This is a genomic window from Pseudotabrizicola formosa (assembly GCF_002900965.1).
Taxonomy (GTDB): domain Bacteria; phylum Pseudomonadota; class Alphaproteobacteria; order Rhodobacterales; family Rhodobacteraceae; genus Pseudotabrizicola; species Pseudotabrizicola formosa.
Map to the genome: position 1 here is coordinate 137220 of NZ_PJOM01000004.1, position 14026 is coordinate 151245.

Below are 14026 nucleotides of genomic sequence, written 5' to 3' on the forward strand. Positions count from 1 at the left end.
GCATGTGACAAAGGTCATAACCCGTCACACCCATGTGACAAATCCTGCCTATTGCGCCACCATGGACCTTATGAAACGCTTCGCCGTCTATTACGCCCCGCGCCCCGGCCCCTTTGCCAAGGCCACTGCCGCTTTGCTTGGGTGGGACAGTGCCAGCGCCCGCCCGGTGCCGCAACCCGATCTGCCCGGAGTGCCGCTGCCTTTGGCGGCCCTGACCACTGACCCGCACAAATACGGCTTTCACGGCACCCTGCGCGCGCCGTTCCGACCTGCGGATGGGCTGGGGGCAGAGGATGTAGCCGATGCCGTCCGCAGCCTGTCGCGCAAACTGTCCCCTGTCAGCTGCGACGGCCTGCGCGTCGAAAACCTGCACGGCTTTCTTGCGCTGACGCCCACGGGCGACCACTCCGCGCTCAATGCCTTTGCGGCCAGCGTCCTGCGCGAAACCAACCCCCTGCGCGCCCCGCTCACCGACGCCGAACGCGCCCGCCGCCGTCCGGAAAGCCTGACCCCCCACCAGTTGGCGCTGCTCGACACATGGGGCTACCCGCATGTGATGGAAGAGTTCCGCTTCCACCTGACTCTGACCAACCACCTGCCCGAGGATCAGGCGGCGCAGACCCTGCCGGTTCTGTCCGCCCATCTCGCACCGGTCCTGCCAAAGCCCTTCATCATCGAAGACCTCTGCCTGTTCGGCGAAGATGCGGGTGGTCGCTTTCATCTGCTCCACCGCTTTCCGCTCTCCGGATAAACCGCCGCCAGAAACCGGGCGATTCCCTCTTGCGCCGTGCCATCATTCACCACAACACGCGGCACCACCCCGTCCGGCAGGGTAAAAGCCGCCCGCTCCAGCCGTGCCCGCACATCCTCCACCGTCTCCCGCCCCCGCGCCGCCAACCGCGCCGCCAGCACCTCCACCGGGGCCGTCACCAGAATGACCACTAGCCCCGGTATCAGCGCCATCGCCGCTGGCAGCGCCGCACGCGAGCCGTTGAACAGCACCGGCCCGTCGCCCTGCAACTGTGCCGCCGGAATCCCATAGCGCAACCCATGCGCCTGCCAGTCCAGTGCAAATTCCCCGGCATCCCGCCGCGCCAGAAATGCAGCCTCCGTCACACCCTCGAAATCCTCGCCCCCCGCATCGCCGGGCCGGGTGATCACCCGCCGCACCAGCCGCAAGCGCGGGTCCAGCGCACAGGCCCCGGCAATCAGCGTATCTTTCCCCGCGCCCGAAGGCCCGACCACCGCAAAGATCATGCCGCAAGCCCCGGCGTGAAGCCCGTCACATCCACCAGCCGGTCACAGACCCGCGCCCGCGCGCCCTCATCGTGGAAAATCCCCAAAATCGCCGCCCCCCGCGCCTTTGCCTCCTCGATCAGGCTCAGCACCACCTCGCGGTTGACCGCATCAAGGCTGGCCGTCGGCTCGTCCAGCAACAGCACCGGAAACCCATGCGCAAAGCCGCGCGCGATATTCACCCGCTGCTGCTCGCCGCCCGAAAACGTGGTGGGCGACAGCGACCACAACCGCTGCGGAATGTTCAGCCGCGACAGCAACTCCTCCGCCCGCGCCCGCGCCTGCCCCAAGGGCCGCCCAAGCTGCAACAACGGCTCCGCCACCACATCCACCGTTGCCACGCGCGGCACCACCCGCAGGAACTGGCTCACATAGCCCAGCGTGCTGCGCCGCAAGGCGATGATCTCGCGGGGGCTGGCCCGCGCCACATCAACCCCCGCCACCACAAGGCTGCCCCCGGCGGTCAGGTAATTGCCGTAAACCATCCGCATCAGGGTCGATTTGCCCGCCCCCGATTGCCCGGTCAGCCCCACACATTCCCCGGCCGCAATCCGCAGGCTGGCCCCGGCCATCACCGGAATGACCACACCGCCCTGATTGTGCAGGGTAAAGGTCTTCGACAGATTGCTAATCTCGATCATCGCCATCCCTCACACCTGCAAAACAGAGGAGACCAGCAGCTGCGTATAGGCATCCTGCGGATCATCCAGCACCTGATCGGTCAGGCCCTGTTCCACCACACGGCCCCCTTTCATCACCATCAGCCGGTCGGCCAGCAGCCGCACCACCGCCAGATCATGCGTCACAATGATCACCGACAGCCCCATATCCCGCACCAGCCCACGGAGCAGGTCGAGCAGCCGCGCCTGCACGCTGACATCAAGGCCCCCGGTCGGCTCGTCCATGAACACCAACCGTGGCCCGGTCACCAGATTGCGCGCGATCTGCAACCGTTGCTGCATCCCGCCAGAAAACGCGCTCGGCCGGTCGTCAATCCGGTCCGCTGCGATTTCCACCCGGCCAAGCCAATCCGTCGCCGTTTCGCGAATGCTGCCATAATGCCGCGCGCCCACCGCCATCAGCCGCTCGCCCACATTGCCACCGGCGCTGACCCCCATCCGCAACCCGTCACGCGGGTTCTGGTGCACATAGGCCCATTCGGTGCGGGACAGCCGCCGCCGCTCCGTCTCCGCCATCGCCAGCACATCGCGCCCCGCATAAGTCACTTGCCCCTGATCCGGCACCAGATGCCCCGCCAGACAGGACAGCAGCGTTGATTTGCCCGACCCGCTTTCCCCCACAATCCCCATCACCTCGCCGGGGAACAGCTCAAACGACACATCGCCACAGCCGATCCGCGCGCCATAGCGCTTGGTCAGGCCGGTCACGCTCAGCAAGGGCTGGTCCAGCGCCGCCTGCATCTCCACATCCACCAGGCCCATCACATCCCCTCCGGTGAAAACCGCCCGCGATGCCCCGCCGCCTGCCGCCCCGAGCAGAAATCGGTGTCCGAACACACGAACATCCGGCCGCCGGCATCATCGATGATCACCTCATCCAGATAACTCTCACCCGCCCCGCACAGGTCGCAGTCATGCGGGGCTTTCGATGCCACAAACGGATGATCCTCAAAATCAAGGCTCTCCACCTTCGTATAGGGCGGCACCGCATAGATCCGCTGCTCGCGCCCCGCGCCAAACAGCTGAATCGCCGGGCAGTCTCCCAATTTCGGGTTGTCGAACTTCGGAATGGGCGAGGGGTCCATCACATAGCGCCCCTCTACCTTCACCGGATAGGCATAGCTGGTGGCAATCTCGCCATGCCGCGCGATATCCTCATACAGTTTCACATGCATCAGCCCATATTCCTCCAGCTCATGCATCTTGCGCGTTTCGGCCTCGCGCGGCTCCAGAAAGCGCAGCGGCTCCGGGATCGGCACCTGATAGACCAGAATCTGCCCCTCGCGCAGCGGCGCTTCGGGAATCCGGTGCCGGGTCTGGATAACGCTGGCCTCTGCCGTCCTTTCCGTCACCCGCACTCCCGCCGTGCGCTGAAAGAACTTGCGGATGCTCACCGCATTGGTGGTGTCATCCGCGCCCTGATCAATCACCTTCAGCACATCTTCCGGCGTCAGGCAGGCCGCCGTCACCTGTACCCCGCCGGTGCCCCAGCCATAGGGCATCGGCATTTCCCGGCTGGCAAAGGGCACCTGATACCCCGGCACCGCCAACCCCTTCAGGATCGCCCGGCGGATCATCCGCTTGGTCTGTTCATCCAGATAGGCAAAGTTATAGGCCTGATCGGTCATTCCGCCGCCTCCTGCCCAGCCATCTCTTGTCCGGCCATCGCCTCGGCGCGCAACCGCCGCACCAGTTCCAGTTCAGACTGGAAATCCACGTAATGCGGCAGCTTGATATGCTCCAGAAACCCGGTCGCCTGAATGTTGTCGCAATGCATCAGCACGAATTCCTCATCCTGCGCCGGGGCACCGGTGTCATCCTCGCCCAGCTCCTTCCAGCGCAGCGCCCGGTCTACCAAAGACATCGCAATCGCCTTGCGCTCGCTCTGGCCAAACACCAGACCATAGCCACGGGTGAACTGCGGCGGCTCGGTTTTTGATCCTTTGAACTGGTTGACCGTTTCACATTCGGTCACCTCGACCTCGCCAATCTCGATTGCGAACCCCAGTTCAGGAATATCCATCTCCACCGCGACCCGGCCGATCCGCAACTCCCCCACAAAGGCATGGGTGCGCCCGTAACCGCGCTGGGTGGAATAGGCCATCGACAGCACAAACCCCTCATCCCCCCGCGTGATCGCCTGCAAGCGCAGGGCGCGGTCGGCCGGCAGCTCCATCGGCTCGCGGGTCAGATCGGGCGGCGTGGCGTCGGACGCCGCCGCCGGCTCGATCAACCCGTCGCGGTTCAGGAACCCCGTCACATGTGGCACCGGGCCGGTTTGCGCCGGGGCCGTCTCGGCCGCTGGCACCTCGCCCTCTGCCATAAGTTTGAAATCCAGCAGCCTGTGCGTATAGTCAAACGTCGGCCCCAAGATCTGCCCGCCGGGCAAGTCCTTGAACGTCGCACTCACCCGCCGGTCCACCGCCATCGCGCCGGTATCCACCGGGTTTGATGCGCCAAGCCGGGGCAGGGTGGTGCGATAGGCGCGGATCAGGAACACCGCCTCGATCAGATCACCGCGCGCCTGCTTGATGGCCAAAGCTGCCAGATCGGGGTCGTAAAGCGACCCTTCCGCCATCACCCGGTTCACCGCAAGCGCCAGCTGCGCCCGGATCTGCGCCACACCCAGTTCCGCCACACTCGGGTCGCCCCGGCGCTCTTCGGCCAGCCAGGCATGGGCATTGTCGATGGCCCGCTCGCCCCCTTTGACCGCTACATACATGGTGCGTCCTCCACTTTGGTTGACCGCAGCATGGCGGCCACCCGGTCGCCTGCGGTGAAAATGAAGTCCAGCCCCAGCGGAAACTGCGCTGCATTGCGCTGAAACGCGGTGATGTCGGGCAGCGACAGATGCGCCGCCTGCGCGATCCCCGGCCCGGTCAACTTTGCGCCGGCATTGGCCAGATCCTCGGTCAAGATGATCAGCGTTGCTGCCCGGTCGGGATAGTCCGGATCACCGGGATGAAAGCGCTCCAGCGGCAGCAGATCCGGCCACCGCCCCAGCGCAAACATCGCCTGCCTTGCATCAACCAAAGGTGCCCCGATGTGAAACGTGATCCAGTCCCGCACCGGTTGGCAATCGGCACCCCCCGCCAGATGCACGGGTGTGGTGCCATCGGCCAGCGTCAGAAGCACGGTGCCCGCCGCAACCGAAAGCGGGGCAGGCGGCGCCGCCCCCTCAACCGCCCAGATCGTCCCCGGGCGGGAAACCGCTTCCAGCACGGCCCGAAAGGCCCGTGCCGATTGCTCCGGCGGGTTGGAAAACCCGCCCCCAAGCGCGTTGCCGGTCATGCGTCTTCTCCCCGCACCATGGTAAAGAAATCCACCTTGGTCGCCGCCGCCTTTGCGGCGCGCAGCGCCCATCTGGCATCGGCCTCTGCCGTCAGATGGTCCAGAACGGCAACCCGAAGCTGTGCCGCCTGATCGGTCTGCATCAGCGCATCGACGGCGGCGGCCCGCAGCGCATGCGTCTTGTCGCGCCCCTGCACATAGCCATGCCCCACCGTACCATCCGCCAGCCGGACCGAGCAGCGGGTCACGGTCATCTCGCCCAGATTGAACGGCGCCCCCGTCGCGCCCACCCTTCCCCTGACCATGACCGCACCCACCTCTGGCGGGCGCAAAGGCTCCAGCGTCGGCAGGTCCGGCATCAGGGCCGCCAATCGCGCCGGATCGGCCTTGGCCAGCACCGACATCCAGCGCTGCCGCGCGCTGGGGTCGTTATGTGACTCTGTGTTCATATTGGCCCCGACATCCTTCTCCCGACATCTTGCCAGGCTGTCTTGTACACTATACAACTAGACAAATCATATCGGGCAAGCGCTGCTGCCGCAATCGCCAAAGGCGTGAATTTTTCATGACACTCCCCCCAGCCCGCACCGCCCTGTGGTCCTCCATCGCCGAAACCCTGGTGGCCGAGATTGCGCGGGGCCATTACCGCCCCGGTGACAAGCTCCCCACCGAATCCCAGCTGGCCACCCGGTTCGGGGTCAACCGGCACACGGTCCGGCATGCGATCCAGTCCTTGGTGCAGGCCGGCACCTTGCATTCGCGGCGCGGGTCGGGGGTCTATGTGATGGCGCAACCGACAGACTACCCGCTGGGTTTGCGGGTGCGCTTTCATCAGAACATCACGGCCTCCGGCCGCACGGCCTCGCGCCACTTCAACCGGATGGAAACCCGGGCCTCCGATGCGCGGGAGGCCGAGGCTTTGGCCCTGACCGAAGGCGCGCCGGTGCATGTGATAGAGGGCGTATCCCTGGCCGACGGGCAGCCGATTGCGCTGTTCCGTTCGGTCTTTCCGGCAGGCCGCTTTCCCGACCTGCTGATCCACGCGGCGAAACATCCGTCGATCACCGCCGCATTGGCGGATTGCGGCCTGTCAGATTACACCCGGCGGACCACCCGTATCACCGCCCGCCTGGCCACAGCCGTGCAGGCGGCGTCGCTTCGGCTCTCCGAAGGGGACGCCATCCTGCGGTCAGAAGCGGTGAATGCGGATCTGTCTGGCCAGCCGGTGGAATATGGGCTGACATGGTTCGCCGGTGACCGGGTGACGCTGACCCACACCCCGGACAGCACGCCTTAACCTTCGTACCTGTCCAGGAATGCTTGGGCCGTCAGGCTCCGGAAATCCGGCAGTGCGGCGCGCAGCCGGTCATGGTCCCAGTCCCACCACGCGAGGGTCAGCAGCCGCGCGGCGATCTCTTTGGCAAAGCGCGGCCGCAGCGGTATCGCAGGCACACCGGCCACGATGGTATAGGGCGGCACGTCCCGGGTGACCACCGCGCCCGAGGCGATGATGGCCCCGGCCCCGATGGTGACATCCGGCTTGATGATCGCGCCATGGCCGATCCAGGTATCCGGCCCGATCACCGTGCGCCGGCTGTGACGGTGGTCGAAAAACGCCGCGTCATCGGTCGCGTCATCCCAATAGGAACTGGACCGATAGACAAAATGGTGCAGGCTGGCTTGTTCCATCGGATGATCGGTCGGCCCGATGCGGACCATGGCAGCAATATTGGCGAACTTGCCCACCGTCGTATTGGCAATATCGGCCAGACGGTCACAATAGGCATAATCCTCGAATGTGGAGTTCAGGATGCGGCTGTCCGCCCCCACCTCTACCCAGGCACCCAAATGGCTGTTCACAATCTGGCAGCCCGGATGGATCAACGGCTCCGTGGCCGAAAGCCTGGGCATCTATTCCCCCTTGATCAGCTTGCGGCGCAGCCAGCCTGACAGGCTGTCCATGGCCATCACCATCAGCACGATCAGGGTCATGTAATAGGCCACCTCTTCCCAATCCTTCTGGGTCTGGATTGCCTGTGTCAGCAAAAGCCCGATCCCGCCGCCGACAATGGCCCCGATCACGGTGGCGCTGCGGGTGTTGGATTCCAGAAAATACAGCACCTGGCTGATCAGCACCGGTGTGACCTGCGGGATCACGCCAAAGCGCGCCCGCAGCAGGCTGTTGGCCCCGGTAGAGCGCACGCCTTCCACCTGCTTGTCGTCGATATTCTCCAGCGCCTCGGAAAACATCTTCCCGAAAGATCCGGTGTCGGTGATCAGAATGGCCAGCGCGCCGGTCATCGGGCCGGGGCCAAAGGCCCGGCTCAGGATGATGGTCCAGATCAACCCATCCACCCCGCGGATGAAATCGAACACCCGCCGGAAGGCAAAGCGCAGCGGCCCCAGCGGGTTGAAGTTGCTGGCGGCCAGAAACCCCAGCGGCAAGGCAATGATCGCCGCCCCCATGGTGCCAAGGAAGGCCATCAGAATCGTCTCGAACAAGGCCCAGACCACATCGGAATGCCGCCACATCTTGTTGGTCCAGACCTCTGACACCATGTAGCCGAAGTTGCTGCGGTCCGGGTCAACCCTGTCACCCCAAAGCGCCAGACCGGCAAGCTCCAGCGGGCCCTTGCCTGCAAACGGGCTGTCGAGGGTGAAGAAGAACAGTTCCCATCCGGCCTGATAGCGGAAGGTTTCCACCTTTGACCTTGTATAATTGAACCGGCCTGCCGGGGTGGTTACCGAAACCCGCGTGTTGCTGGCATTGATCCAGTCGGGCAGAGGTTCGGGCGCGGTCAGCACCAGACGATTGCCCTCGGGGCGGATGTCGATGGTGCCATAATCGGGCACGACCATGCTGGCCCCGCTGGCATCATAGGTCACCACATGCCCGGTGCCGAGGTCGATGGTGGTGACAGTTCCGGCAACGCTCACCCAATCCGGATAGGTCCCGGCAGGATAGGCCCCCTTGGCCTCCCCCTCCACCGCCGCTGTCACCTCACCCGTGCGGTTGTCGCGGGTGACATGGGTCTTGTGCGACCAGAAATCCGACAACAGGATGGCGGCATTGTCCATCCGCGCGCGCGAGGCCAGACCGGCCAGATCGAAGGCCACGGCAGTATAGGCCAGATACAGCAGGATCATCGCCGGCACGGCAAAGGCGAACAGCCGTTTGCGGGCAAAGCCACCGACGATCTGCGTGGCAAGAGTGGTGTCAACAGCGGCCATGTCAGCGCCCCTTTACCAGACGGTTGCGGAAATGGTCCGAGGTGCGGTCAATCACCACGATCGCCGCGAACAGCAACAAAAAGATCGCCACCACATCATCATAGCGGCCCTGTCCCCATTGCATCGCCAGCTTCAGATCATAGCCGATGCCGCCCTCACCCACGAAGCCAAGGATGGCCGAGGCGCGCACATTGATTTCAAACCGCAGCAGCGCATAGGACAGCCAGTTCGGCGCCACCTGCGGGATCACCCCCAGCCACATCCGCTGGCTCCAGCTGGCCCCCACCGATTGCAGCCCCTCCACCGGCTTCAGATCGGCGTTTTCCGCCACCTCAGAGAACAATTTGCCCAAAGCGCCCCCGGTATGCAGCGCAATCGCAATCACCGCAGGCACCGGCCCGCCGCCCAGAATATAGATCAGCACCAGCGCAATCACGATTTCCGGAATCGCCCGCAGCGCATCCATGCTGCGGCGGAACACCGGTATCATGCGCGGCCAGCGTGCCAGCCCCCGCGTCGCCAACAGCGATAGCGCCATCGCGGCCAACCCGCCCAGCAGCGTGGCCACGGCGGCAATGTTCAGCGTCTCGATCAGCGAGGGGATATGCTCGACAAACAGCGCCGGGATCAGCGCGCGCTTTTCCCAGGCTTCCGCCACCACTTCCGAAGGGAATTCGAACACATTCAGGATGCCGTTCCAGAACCCGCCCGCATTGCGGCTGTCGGCCAGCACCCAGCCAGAGGCCATGGTGGCAATGAACAGCGCCAGCAGAATGCCGCCATACATCCGCTTGCGACGCACCATCTCCAGATAGCTGTCCTGAATGCTGGCGGTGTCGGGGCGCTTTCCCCGCTCTGGCCCGAAGGCGATATCAACCATGGTGGCCCCCAAAAAATTACCGGGCCACCCATGGGGCGGCCCGGCAGATCGGTCTTGAAAATTACATGCCTTCCTGCAGCTTGCGGGCGGCGATGATGCCAAGGTAGGCGTCATGCGAAACCGGAACCAAATCCTTTGCATCGCCGTGCGACAGGGCATAGGCGCATTCCGGATCATCCTGCCAGATGGTGTCGGCAATGGCGGTGACCTTGGCTTTCACGTCTTCCGGCAGGGCCTTGCGGATCACGAACGGGCCTTCCGGGATCAGCTTGGACTTCCAGATCTCGACAATATTGTTCATGTCGACAAGACCGGCATCGGCGGCCTTGCGGAACGCGCCGGAGTTGTAGCCGTCTTCCCAGTCACCAAGGCCGTCAGCCCAGCTTACGGCTGCATCAAAATCGCCATTGGCAACGCCGACGATGGACTGCTCATGGCCGCCCGACATTTTGACTTCCGAGAAGTAGTTTTCCAGCGGGCCATAGGCTTCCATCAGTTCGGCGCCGGGAACGAGATAGCCCGAGGTGGAGTTCGGGTCGGCAAAGGCAAAAGATCTGCCCTTGGCGTCTTCCATCGAGGTGATGCCGCTGTCCGTACGGGCAAAGCCGATAGCATAATAGCCAGTCGAGCCATCAAGGTTTTGCTTGGTCAGAACCGGCTCAACTGCTTCGGGGTCGTTCAGGTAGATCTTGGCATAGGCAGACGCCCCCAGACCGGCAAAGTCGATGGTGCCACCTAGCATGCCCTGAACCACGCCGTCATAATCAGCCGGGGTGAAGATTTTGACCGGAATGCCGAGGGCCTCTTCGATTTTGACGCGGAAGCATTCGTTGGAGGTCATGCGGTCCTGGGCGTTTTCGCCACCAAGGATGCCGATGTTAAAGCCGGTGATGGCGTCCTGTGCCATGGCGGCAGAGGAAAGCGCGGTAGAGGCGATGAGGGAGACAAGCAGCAGTTTCATCGGAAAGGTCCTTTGGTTGAGGATCAGGAAAGCATCATATCCGCGTAAGAGCGGTCCGCCGTGTCATCGGCCGGGATGGCGGTGGATGTGGCGGATTCGTTGAACGACGCATCGGCGCCGTAAATGTCGCGGGCGACCCCGGTCGAAAGCTGGTCCGGCGTGCCGTCAAACACGATGCGCCCGTCGCGCATGCCGATCACCCGGTCGCAATAGCGCCGCGCGGTATCCAGCGTGTGCAGGTTGGCAATCACCATCCGGCCATCCTCGACATTGATGCGCTTGAGCGTGTCCATCACGATCTGCGCGTTCATCGGGTCAAGGCTGGCAATGGGTTCATCGGCCAGAATGATCTTGGGGTCCTGCATCAGCGCCCGCGCGATGGCCACGCGTTGCTGCTGGCCGCCCGACAGCGCCTCGGCGCGTTTCGGGGCCTGTTCGGCAATGCCCAGACGGTCCAGAATCTCCAGCGCGCGCAGAATATCGGCACGGGGCCACAGGCTGAACATGGTCTGAAAGGTGGACCGGCGGTTCAGGATGCCGTGCAGCACATTTGACGCCACATCCATGCGCGGCACCAGGTTGAACTGCTGAAAGATCATCGCGCACTGGCTTTGCCAGGCCCGGGCCTCTGCGCCGCGCAGCGCCAGAATATCGGTGCCATCCACCAGAATCTGCCCCGAGGTTGCATCGGTCAGCCGGTTCATCATGCGCAAAAACGTGGATTTGCCCGCACCAGACCGCCCGATGATCCCGACAAAGGCCGGGCCCTTGACGGCAAAGCTCACCCGGTCAACAGCGACCTTGGTCCCGAACATCCGGGTCACGTCTTTCACGTCCAGCATATGGCAGCCCCCAATTCACTTGGGCGCTGCATAGGGGCAGAATGTGACGGTTCCCCTGCGGAGGAATGAAATTTTGGTAACGACGCCGCTAAAGCAGCTGCTTCAGATCATAGACCAGCCGCAGCGCCTCGATCGGGGTCAGCTCATCCGGGCTGATCCCCCGCAACCGCGCCTCGACCTCCGAGGCTTTTGCCGCAGGTTTGGGCGCGGGTTGCGGCGGGGCGGCGCGGAACAGCGGCAGATCGTCGATCAGCGCCATCTGCTTGCCGCCATCACGGTCGCCCTTCTCCAGCGCCTCCAGCACCGCCTTGGCCCGGTCCACCACCGATTGCGGCAGCCCGGCCAGCCGCGCCACCTGCACGCCATAGCTGCGGTCCGCCGCCCCCTTTCGCACCTCGTGCAGAAAGATCACGTCGCCGTCCCATTCCTTGACCGCAACGGTGGCGTTCTCCACCCCCGCCAGCTTGCCCGCCAGCGCCGTCATCTCATGGTAATGGGTGGCAAACAGCGCGCGGCAGCGGTTGGTCTCATGCAGGTGCTCCAGCGTGGCCCAGGCAATCGACAGCCCGTCATAGGTCGCCGTGCCACGCCCGATTTCATCCAATATCACCAGCGCCCGGTCATCGGCCTGATTGAGGATGGCCGCCGTCTCCACCATCTCCACCATGAAGGTGGACCGCCCGCGTGCCAGATCATCGGCGGCCCCCACCCGGCTGAACAACTGGCTCACCAACCCGATATGGGCGCTCCGCGCCGGCACGAAACTGCCCGCCTGCGCCAGCAGCGCAATCAGCGCATTCTGCCGCAGGAAGGTGGACTTCCCCGCCATGTTCGGCCCGGTCAGCAGCCAGATCGCCGGGGTGCCGCCTTCGGTCAGCCCGCAGTCATTGGCCACAAACGGCCCCGCTCCCTGCCGTTTCAGCGCGCGCTCCACCACCGGATGCCGCCCGCCGGTCACGGCAAAGGCATGGCTGTCATCCACCACAGGCTCGGCCCAGTCTTCCGCCATCGCCAGGTCGGCAAAGCCTGCCGCCAGATCAATCTCGGCGAGCGCCCGCGCTGCCGCGCCAATCGGGCCAGACTGCGCCAGGATCGCGGCCTTCAGGGCCTCATAGTGCCGCTTTTCAATCTCCAGCGCCTGATTGCCTGCGTTCAGAATGCGCGTCTCAATCGCGTTCAGATCCACGGTGGTGAACCGCACCTGCCCCGCGGTGGTCTGGCGGTGGATGAACACTTCGGGCTTGGCGCGCATCGCCTCTTCATGGGTGGTCGTCACCTCGATGAAATAGCCCAGCACATTGTTATGCTTGATCTTCAACCCCGGCACGCCCGCTGCCGTCGCATATTCCGCCTGCATCCGCCCGATGACCGACCGCCCCTCATCGCGCAGCATGCGGATCTCATCCAGCTCCGCATCATGGCCGCTGGCAATGAACCCGCCATCGCGCGCCAGCAGGGGCGGCTCGGCCACCAGTGCCGCATCCAGCAGGCCCACCAGATCCTCATGCCCCAGCAAAGCGCCCGCCGCCTGCGCCAAGACCTCCGGCGCGCCTGCCAACAGCGGCTGCATCGCCCCCGCCTGCGCCAGCCCGGCGCGGATGGCCGCCAGATCCCGCGGCCCGCCCCGGTCCAGCGCCAGCCGCGACAGCGCCCGGTCAATATCCGGCACCCGGCGCAGATGGGCGCGTAAATCCTCGCGCAACCGACCCTGTTCCAGCAAAAACCGCACGCTTTCATGCCGGGCATGGATGGTGGCCAGATCGCAGGACGGCGCCGAAATCCGCCGCTCCAGCAGCCGCGCGCCCGCAGGCGTCACCGTCCGGTCCACCGCCAGCAGCAATGATCCTTCGCGCCCGCCCGACAGCGCCTGCGTCAGTTCCAGATTGCGCCGGGTGGAGAAATCAATCTGCATCGCCCCGCCCGCAGTTTCGCGCACCGGCGGGCGCAGCAGCGGCAGCTTGCCGCGCTGGGTCAGATCCAGATAATCCACCAAGGCACCCATTGCCGAAACCTCGGCCCGGTCAAAGGCGCCAAAGGCCTCCAGCGATGCCACGCCAAACAGCGCACAGAGCCGCTTTTCCGCGGAAACAGAGTCGAAACTGCCGCGTGACAGTGGCGTAACTGCCGCCCCCATATCTGCCGCAATCGGCGCAAGCTCCCGCTCCTGCGCCTCGCTCACCAACACCTCACGCGGGGCAAGCCGTGCCAGTTCCGGTGACAGCCGCGCCACCGCGCAGGGCATCACCCGCAGCTCTCCGGTGGAAATATCGGCCCAGGCCAGCGCCGCCGCCTCGCGCACCTCAGACCAGGCGCACAGGTAATTGTGCCGCCGCGCATCCAGCAGCGCATCCTCGGTCAGCGTGCCCGGCGTCACCAGCCGCACCACATCGCGCTTGACCACCGATTTCGACCCGCGCTTTTTCGCCTCTGCCGGGTCTTCCAGCTGTTCGGCGATGGCCACGCGAAACCCCTTGCGGATCAGCGTCAGCAAATAGCCTTCGGCCGCATGCACCGGCACGCCGCACATCGGAATCGGCTCACCCTGATGAACGCCGCGCTTGGTCAGCGCAATATCCAGCGCCTGCGCCGCCGCCAGCGCGTCGTCAAAGAACATCTCATAGAAATCGCCCATGCGGTAGAACAGCAAGGCCCCCGGATTGGCCTGCCGGATCTCAAGATATTGCGCCATCATCGGCGTCACATTGGCGTCGTCCTGCGTCACACCCGGCTCCCTGCTGCGTGCCGACCCTACAAAACCGGCAGGGTGGGGGAAAGACCTATCCCTATAGACCTGTGGGGGCAGCATGCTAGGGTACGCACGGGTGCAGACGGGTCGGGGAAGAGG

The 14026-nt window shown here is 64.7% G+C and carries 15 protein-coding genes; 2 read left to right on the top strand and 13 right to left on the bottom strand.

Going from position 1 to position 14026, the window contains the following annotated elements; translation table 11 throughout:
• Positions 1–70 precede the first annotated feature (70 nt).
• Entirely contained in the window at positions 71–751 is a 681-nt protein-coding gene (locus tag CXR43_RS14605; protein ID WP_354001017.1) for a DUF1045 domain-containing protein, read from the top strand.
• On the opposite strand, the gene phnN is transcribed toward CXR43_RS14605, so the two are convergent.
• From phnN to phnG, 7 genes are read right to left on the bottom strand one after another with little or no spacing between them, the layout of a single operon-like run.
• Positions 718–1257 carry a phosphonate metabolism protein/1,5-bisphosphokinase (PRPP-forming) PhnN gene (phnN, locus tag CXR43_RS14610; protein WP_103335064.1) on the bottom strand — a complete coding sequence of 180 codons (540 nt, stop codon included), beginning with the start codon at positions 1255–1257 and terminating at the stop codon, positions 718–720. The two genes, CXR43_RS14605 and phnN, sit on opposite strands and share 34 nt — an antisense overlap.
• Positions 1254–1937, bottom strand: a complete 684-nt coding sequence (gene phnL, locus CXR43_RS14615) for a phosphonate C-P lyase system protein PhnL (RefSeq protein ID WP_103335370.1) — start codon at positions 1935–1937, stop codon at positions 1254–1256. Before phnL ends, phnN begins: the two co-directional genes overlap by 4 nt.
• 9 nt (positions 1938–1946) lie before the next feature.
• Positions 1947–2738, bottom strand: coding sequence for a phosphonate C-P lyase system protein PhnK (phnK, locus tag CXR43_RS14620; RefSeq protein WP_246831404.1), 792 nt, complete (start codon positions 2736–2738; stop codon positions 1947–1949).
• Positions 2738–3604 (bottom strand): alpha-D-ribose 1-methylphosphonate 5-phosphate C-P-lyase PhnJ, encoded by an 867-nt coding sequence (locus tag CXR43_RS14625; RefSeq protein WP_103335067.1) that lies wholly within the window; start codon positions 3602–3604, stop codon positions 2738–2740. Before CXR43_RS14625 ends, phnK begins: the two co-directional genes overlap by 1 nt.
• Positions 3601–4698: a carbon-phosphorus lyase complex subunit gene (locus CXR43_RS14630; RefSeq protein ID WP_103335070.1), complete on the bottom strand. Its 1098-nt coding sequence runs from the start codon at positions 4696–4698 to the stop codon at positions 3601–3603. The genes CXR43_RS14625 and CXR43_RS14630 overlap by 4 nt, the downstream gene beginning before the upstream one ends.
• Positions 4689–5267 (bottom strand): phosphonate C-P lyase system protein PhnH, encoded by a 579-nt coding sequence (gene phnH / locus CXR43_RS14635; RefSeq protein ID WP_103335073.1) that lies wholly within the window; start codon positions 5265–5267, stop codon positions 4689–4691. The genes CXR43_RS14630 and phnH overlap by 10 nt, the downstream gene beginning before the upstream one ends.
• Positions 5264–5716, bottom strand: coding sequence for a phosphonate C-P lyase system protein PhnG (phnG, locus tag CXR43_RS14640; RefSeq protein WP_103335076.1), 453 nt, complete (start codon positions 5714–5716; stop codon positions 5264–5266). The genes phnH and phnG overlap by 4 nt, the downstream gene beginning before the upstream one ends.
• A gap of 116 nt (positions 5717–5832) precedes the next feature.
• On the opposite strand from phnG, the gene phnF reads away from it, so the two are divergent.
• Positions 5833–6564 carry a phosphonate metabolism transcriptional regulator PhnF gene (phnF, locus tag CXR43_RS14645; protein WP_103335078.1) on the top strand — a complete coding sequence of 244 codons (732 nt, stop codon included), beginning with the start codon at positions 5833–5835 and terminating at the stop codon, positions 6562–6564.
• Here the strand turns inward: phnF and CXR43_RS14650 are convergent.
• The 6 genes from CXR43_RS14650 to mutS all read right to left on the bottom strand — a co-directional run bounded on the left by CXR43_RS14650 (position 6561) and on the right by mutS (position 13873).
• Complete coding sequence (locus tag CXR43_RS14650) at positions 6561–7178, bottom strand: LbetaH domain-containing protein (protein ID WP_103335081.1); 618 nt, start codon at positions 7176–7178, stop codon at positions 6561–6563. The genes phnF and CXR43_RS14650 overlap by 4 nt on opposite strands.
• Positions 7179–8498 carry a phosphonate ABC transporter, permease protein PhnE gene (phnE, locus tag CXR43_RS14655; protein WP_103335083.1) on the bottom strand — a complete coding sequence of 440 codons (1320 nt, stop codon included), beginning with the start codon at positions 8496–8498 and terminating at the stop codon, positions 7179–7181. It abuts the gene before it with no gap.
• 1 nt (position 8499) lies between these two features.
• The gene (gene phnE / locus CXR43_RS14660) at positions 8500–9378 is read right to left on the bottom strand and encodes a phosphonate ABC transporter, permease protein PhnE (protein WP_103335086.1); all 879 of its coding nucleotides are present in this window, start codon (positions 9376–9378) and stop codon (positions 8500–8502) included.
• Between the two features lie 61 nt (positions 9379–9439).
• Positions 9440–10339: a phosphonate ABC transporter substrate-binding protein gene (gene phnD / locus CXR43_RS14665; RefSeq protein ID WP_103335088.1), complete on the bottom strand. Its 900-nt coding sequence runs from the start codon at positions 10337–10339 to the stop codon at positions 9440–9442.
• Between the two features lie 23 nt (positions 10340–10362).
• The gene (phnC, locus tag CXR43_RS14670) at positions 10363–11181 is read right to left on the bottom strand and encodes a phosphonate ABC transporter ATP-binding protein (RefSeq protein ID WP_103335091.1); all 819 of its coding nucleotides are present in this window, start codon (positions 11179–11181) and stop codon (positions 10363–10365) included.
• Positions 11182–11269: 88 nt separating this feature from the next.
• On the bottom strand, positions 11270–13873 hold the full coding sequence (gene mutS, locus CXR43_RS14675; protein ID WP_103335376.1) for a DNA mismatch repair protein MutS: 2604 nt from the start codon (positions 13871–13873) through the stop codon (positions 11270–11272).
• Positions 13874–14026 lie beyond the last annotated feature (153 nt).

Coding starts and splice junctions, on each gene's coding strand:
- CXR43_RS14605 (WP_354001017.1), top strand. CDS start 71: ATGAAACGCTTCGCCGTCTATTACGCCCCGCGCCCCGGCCCCTTTGCC.
- phnN (WP_103335064.1), bottom strand. CDS start 1,257: ATGATCTTTGCGGTGGTCGGGCCTTCGGGCGCGGGGAAAGATACGCTG.
- phnL (WP_103335370.1), bottom strand. CDS start 1,937: ATGATCGAGATTAGCAATCTGTCGAAGACCTTTACCCTGCACAATCAG.
- phnK (WP_246831404.1), bottom strand. CDS start 2,738: ATGGGCCTGGTGGATGTGGAGATGCAGGCGGCGCTGGACCAGCCCTTG.
- CXR43_RS14625 (WP_103335067.1), bottom strand. CDS start 3,604: ATGACCGATCAGGCCTATAACTTTGCCTATCTGGATGAACAGACCAAG.
- CXR43_RS14630 (WP_103335070.1), bottom strand. CDS start 4,698: ATGTATGTAGCGGTCAAAGGGGGCGAGCGGGCCATCGACAATGCCCAT.
- phnH (WP_103335073.1), bottom strand. CDS start 5,267: ATGACCGGCAACGCGCTTGGGGGCGGGTTTTCCAACCCGCCGGAGCAA.
- phnG (WP_103335076.1), bottom strand. CDS start 5,716: ATGAACACAGAGTCACATAACGACCCCAGCGCGCGGCAGCGCTGGATG.
- phnF (WP_103335078.1), top strand. CDS start 5,833: ATGACACTCCCCCCAGCCCGCACCGCCCTGTGGTCCTCCATCGCCGAA.
- CXR43_RS14650 (WP_103335081.1), bottom strand. CDS start 7,178: ATGCCCAGGCTTTCGGCCACGGAGCCGTTGATCCATCCGGGCTGCCAG.
- phnE (WP_103335083.1), bottom strand. CDS start 8,498: ATGGCCGCTGTTGACACCACTCTTGCCACGCAGATCGTCGGTGGCTTT.
- phnE (WP_103335086.1), bottom strand. CDS start 9,378: ATGGTTGATATCGCCTTCGGGCCAGAGCGGGGAAAGCGCCCCGACACC.
- phnD (WP_103335088.1), bottom strand. CDS start 10,339: ATGAAACTGCTGCTTGTCTCCCTCATCGCCTCTACCGCGCTTTCCTCT.
- phnC (WP_103335091.1), bottom strand. CDS start 11,181: ATGCTGGACGTGAAAGACGTGACCCGGATGTTCGGGACCAAGGTCGCT.
- mutS (WP_103335376.1), bottom strand. CDS start 13,873: ATGATGGCGCAATATCTTGAGATCCGGCAGGCCAATCCGGGGGCCTTG.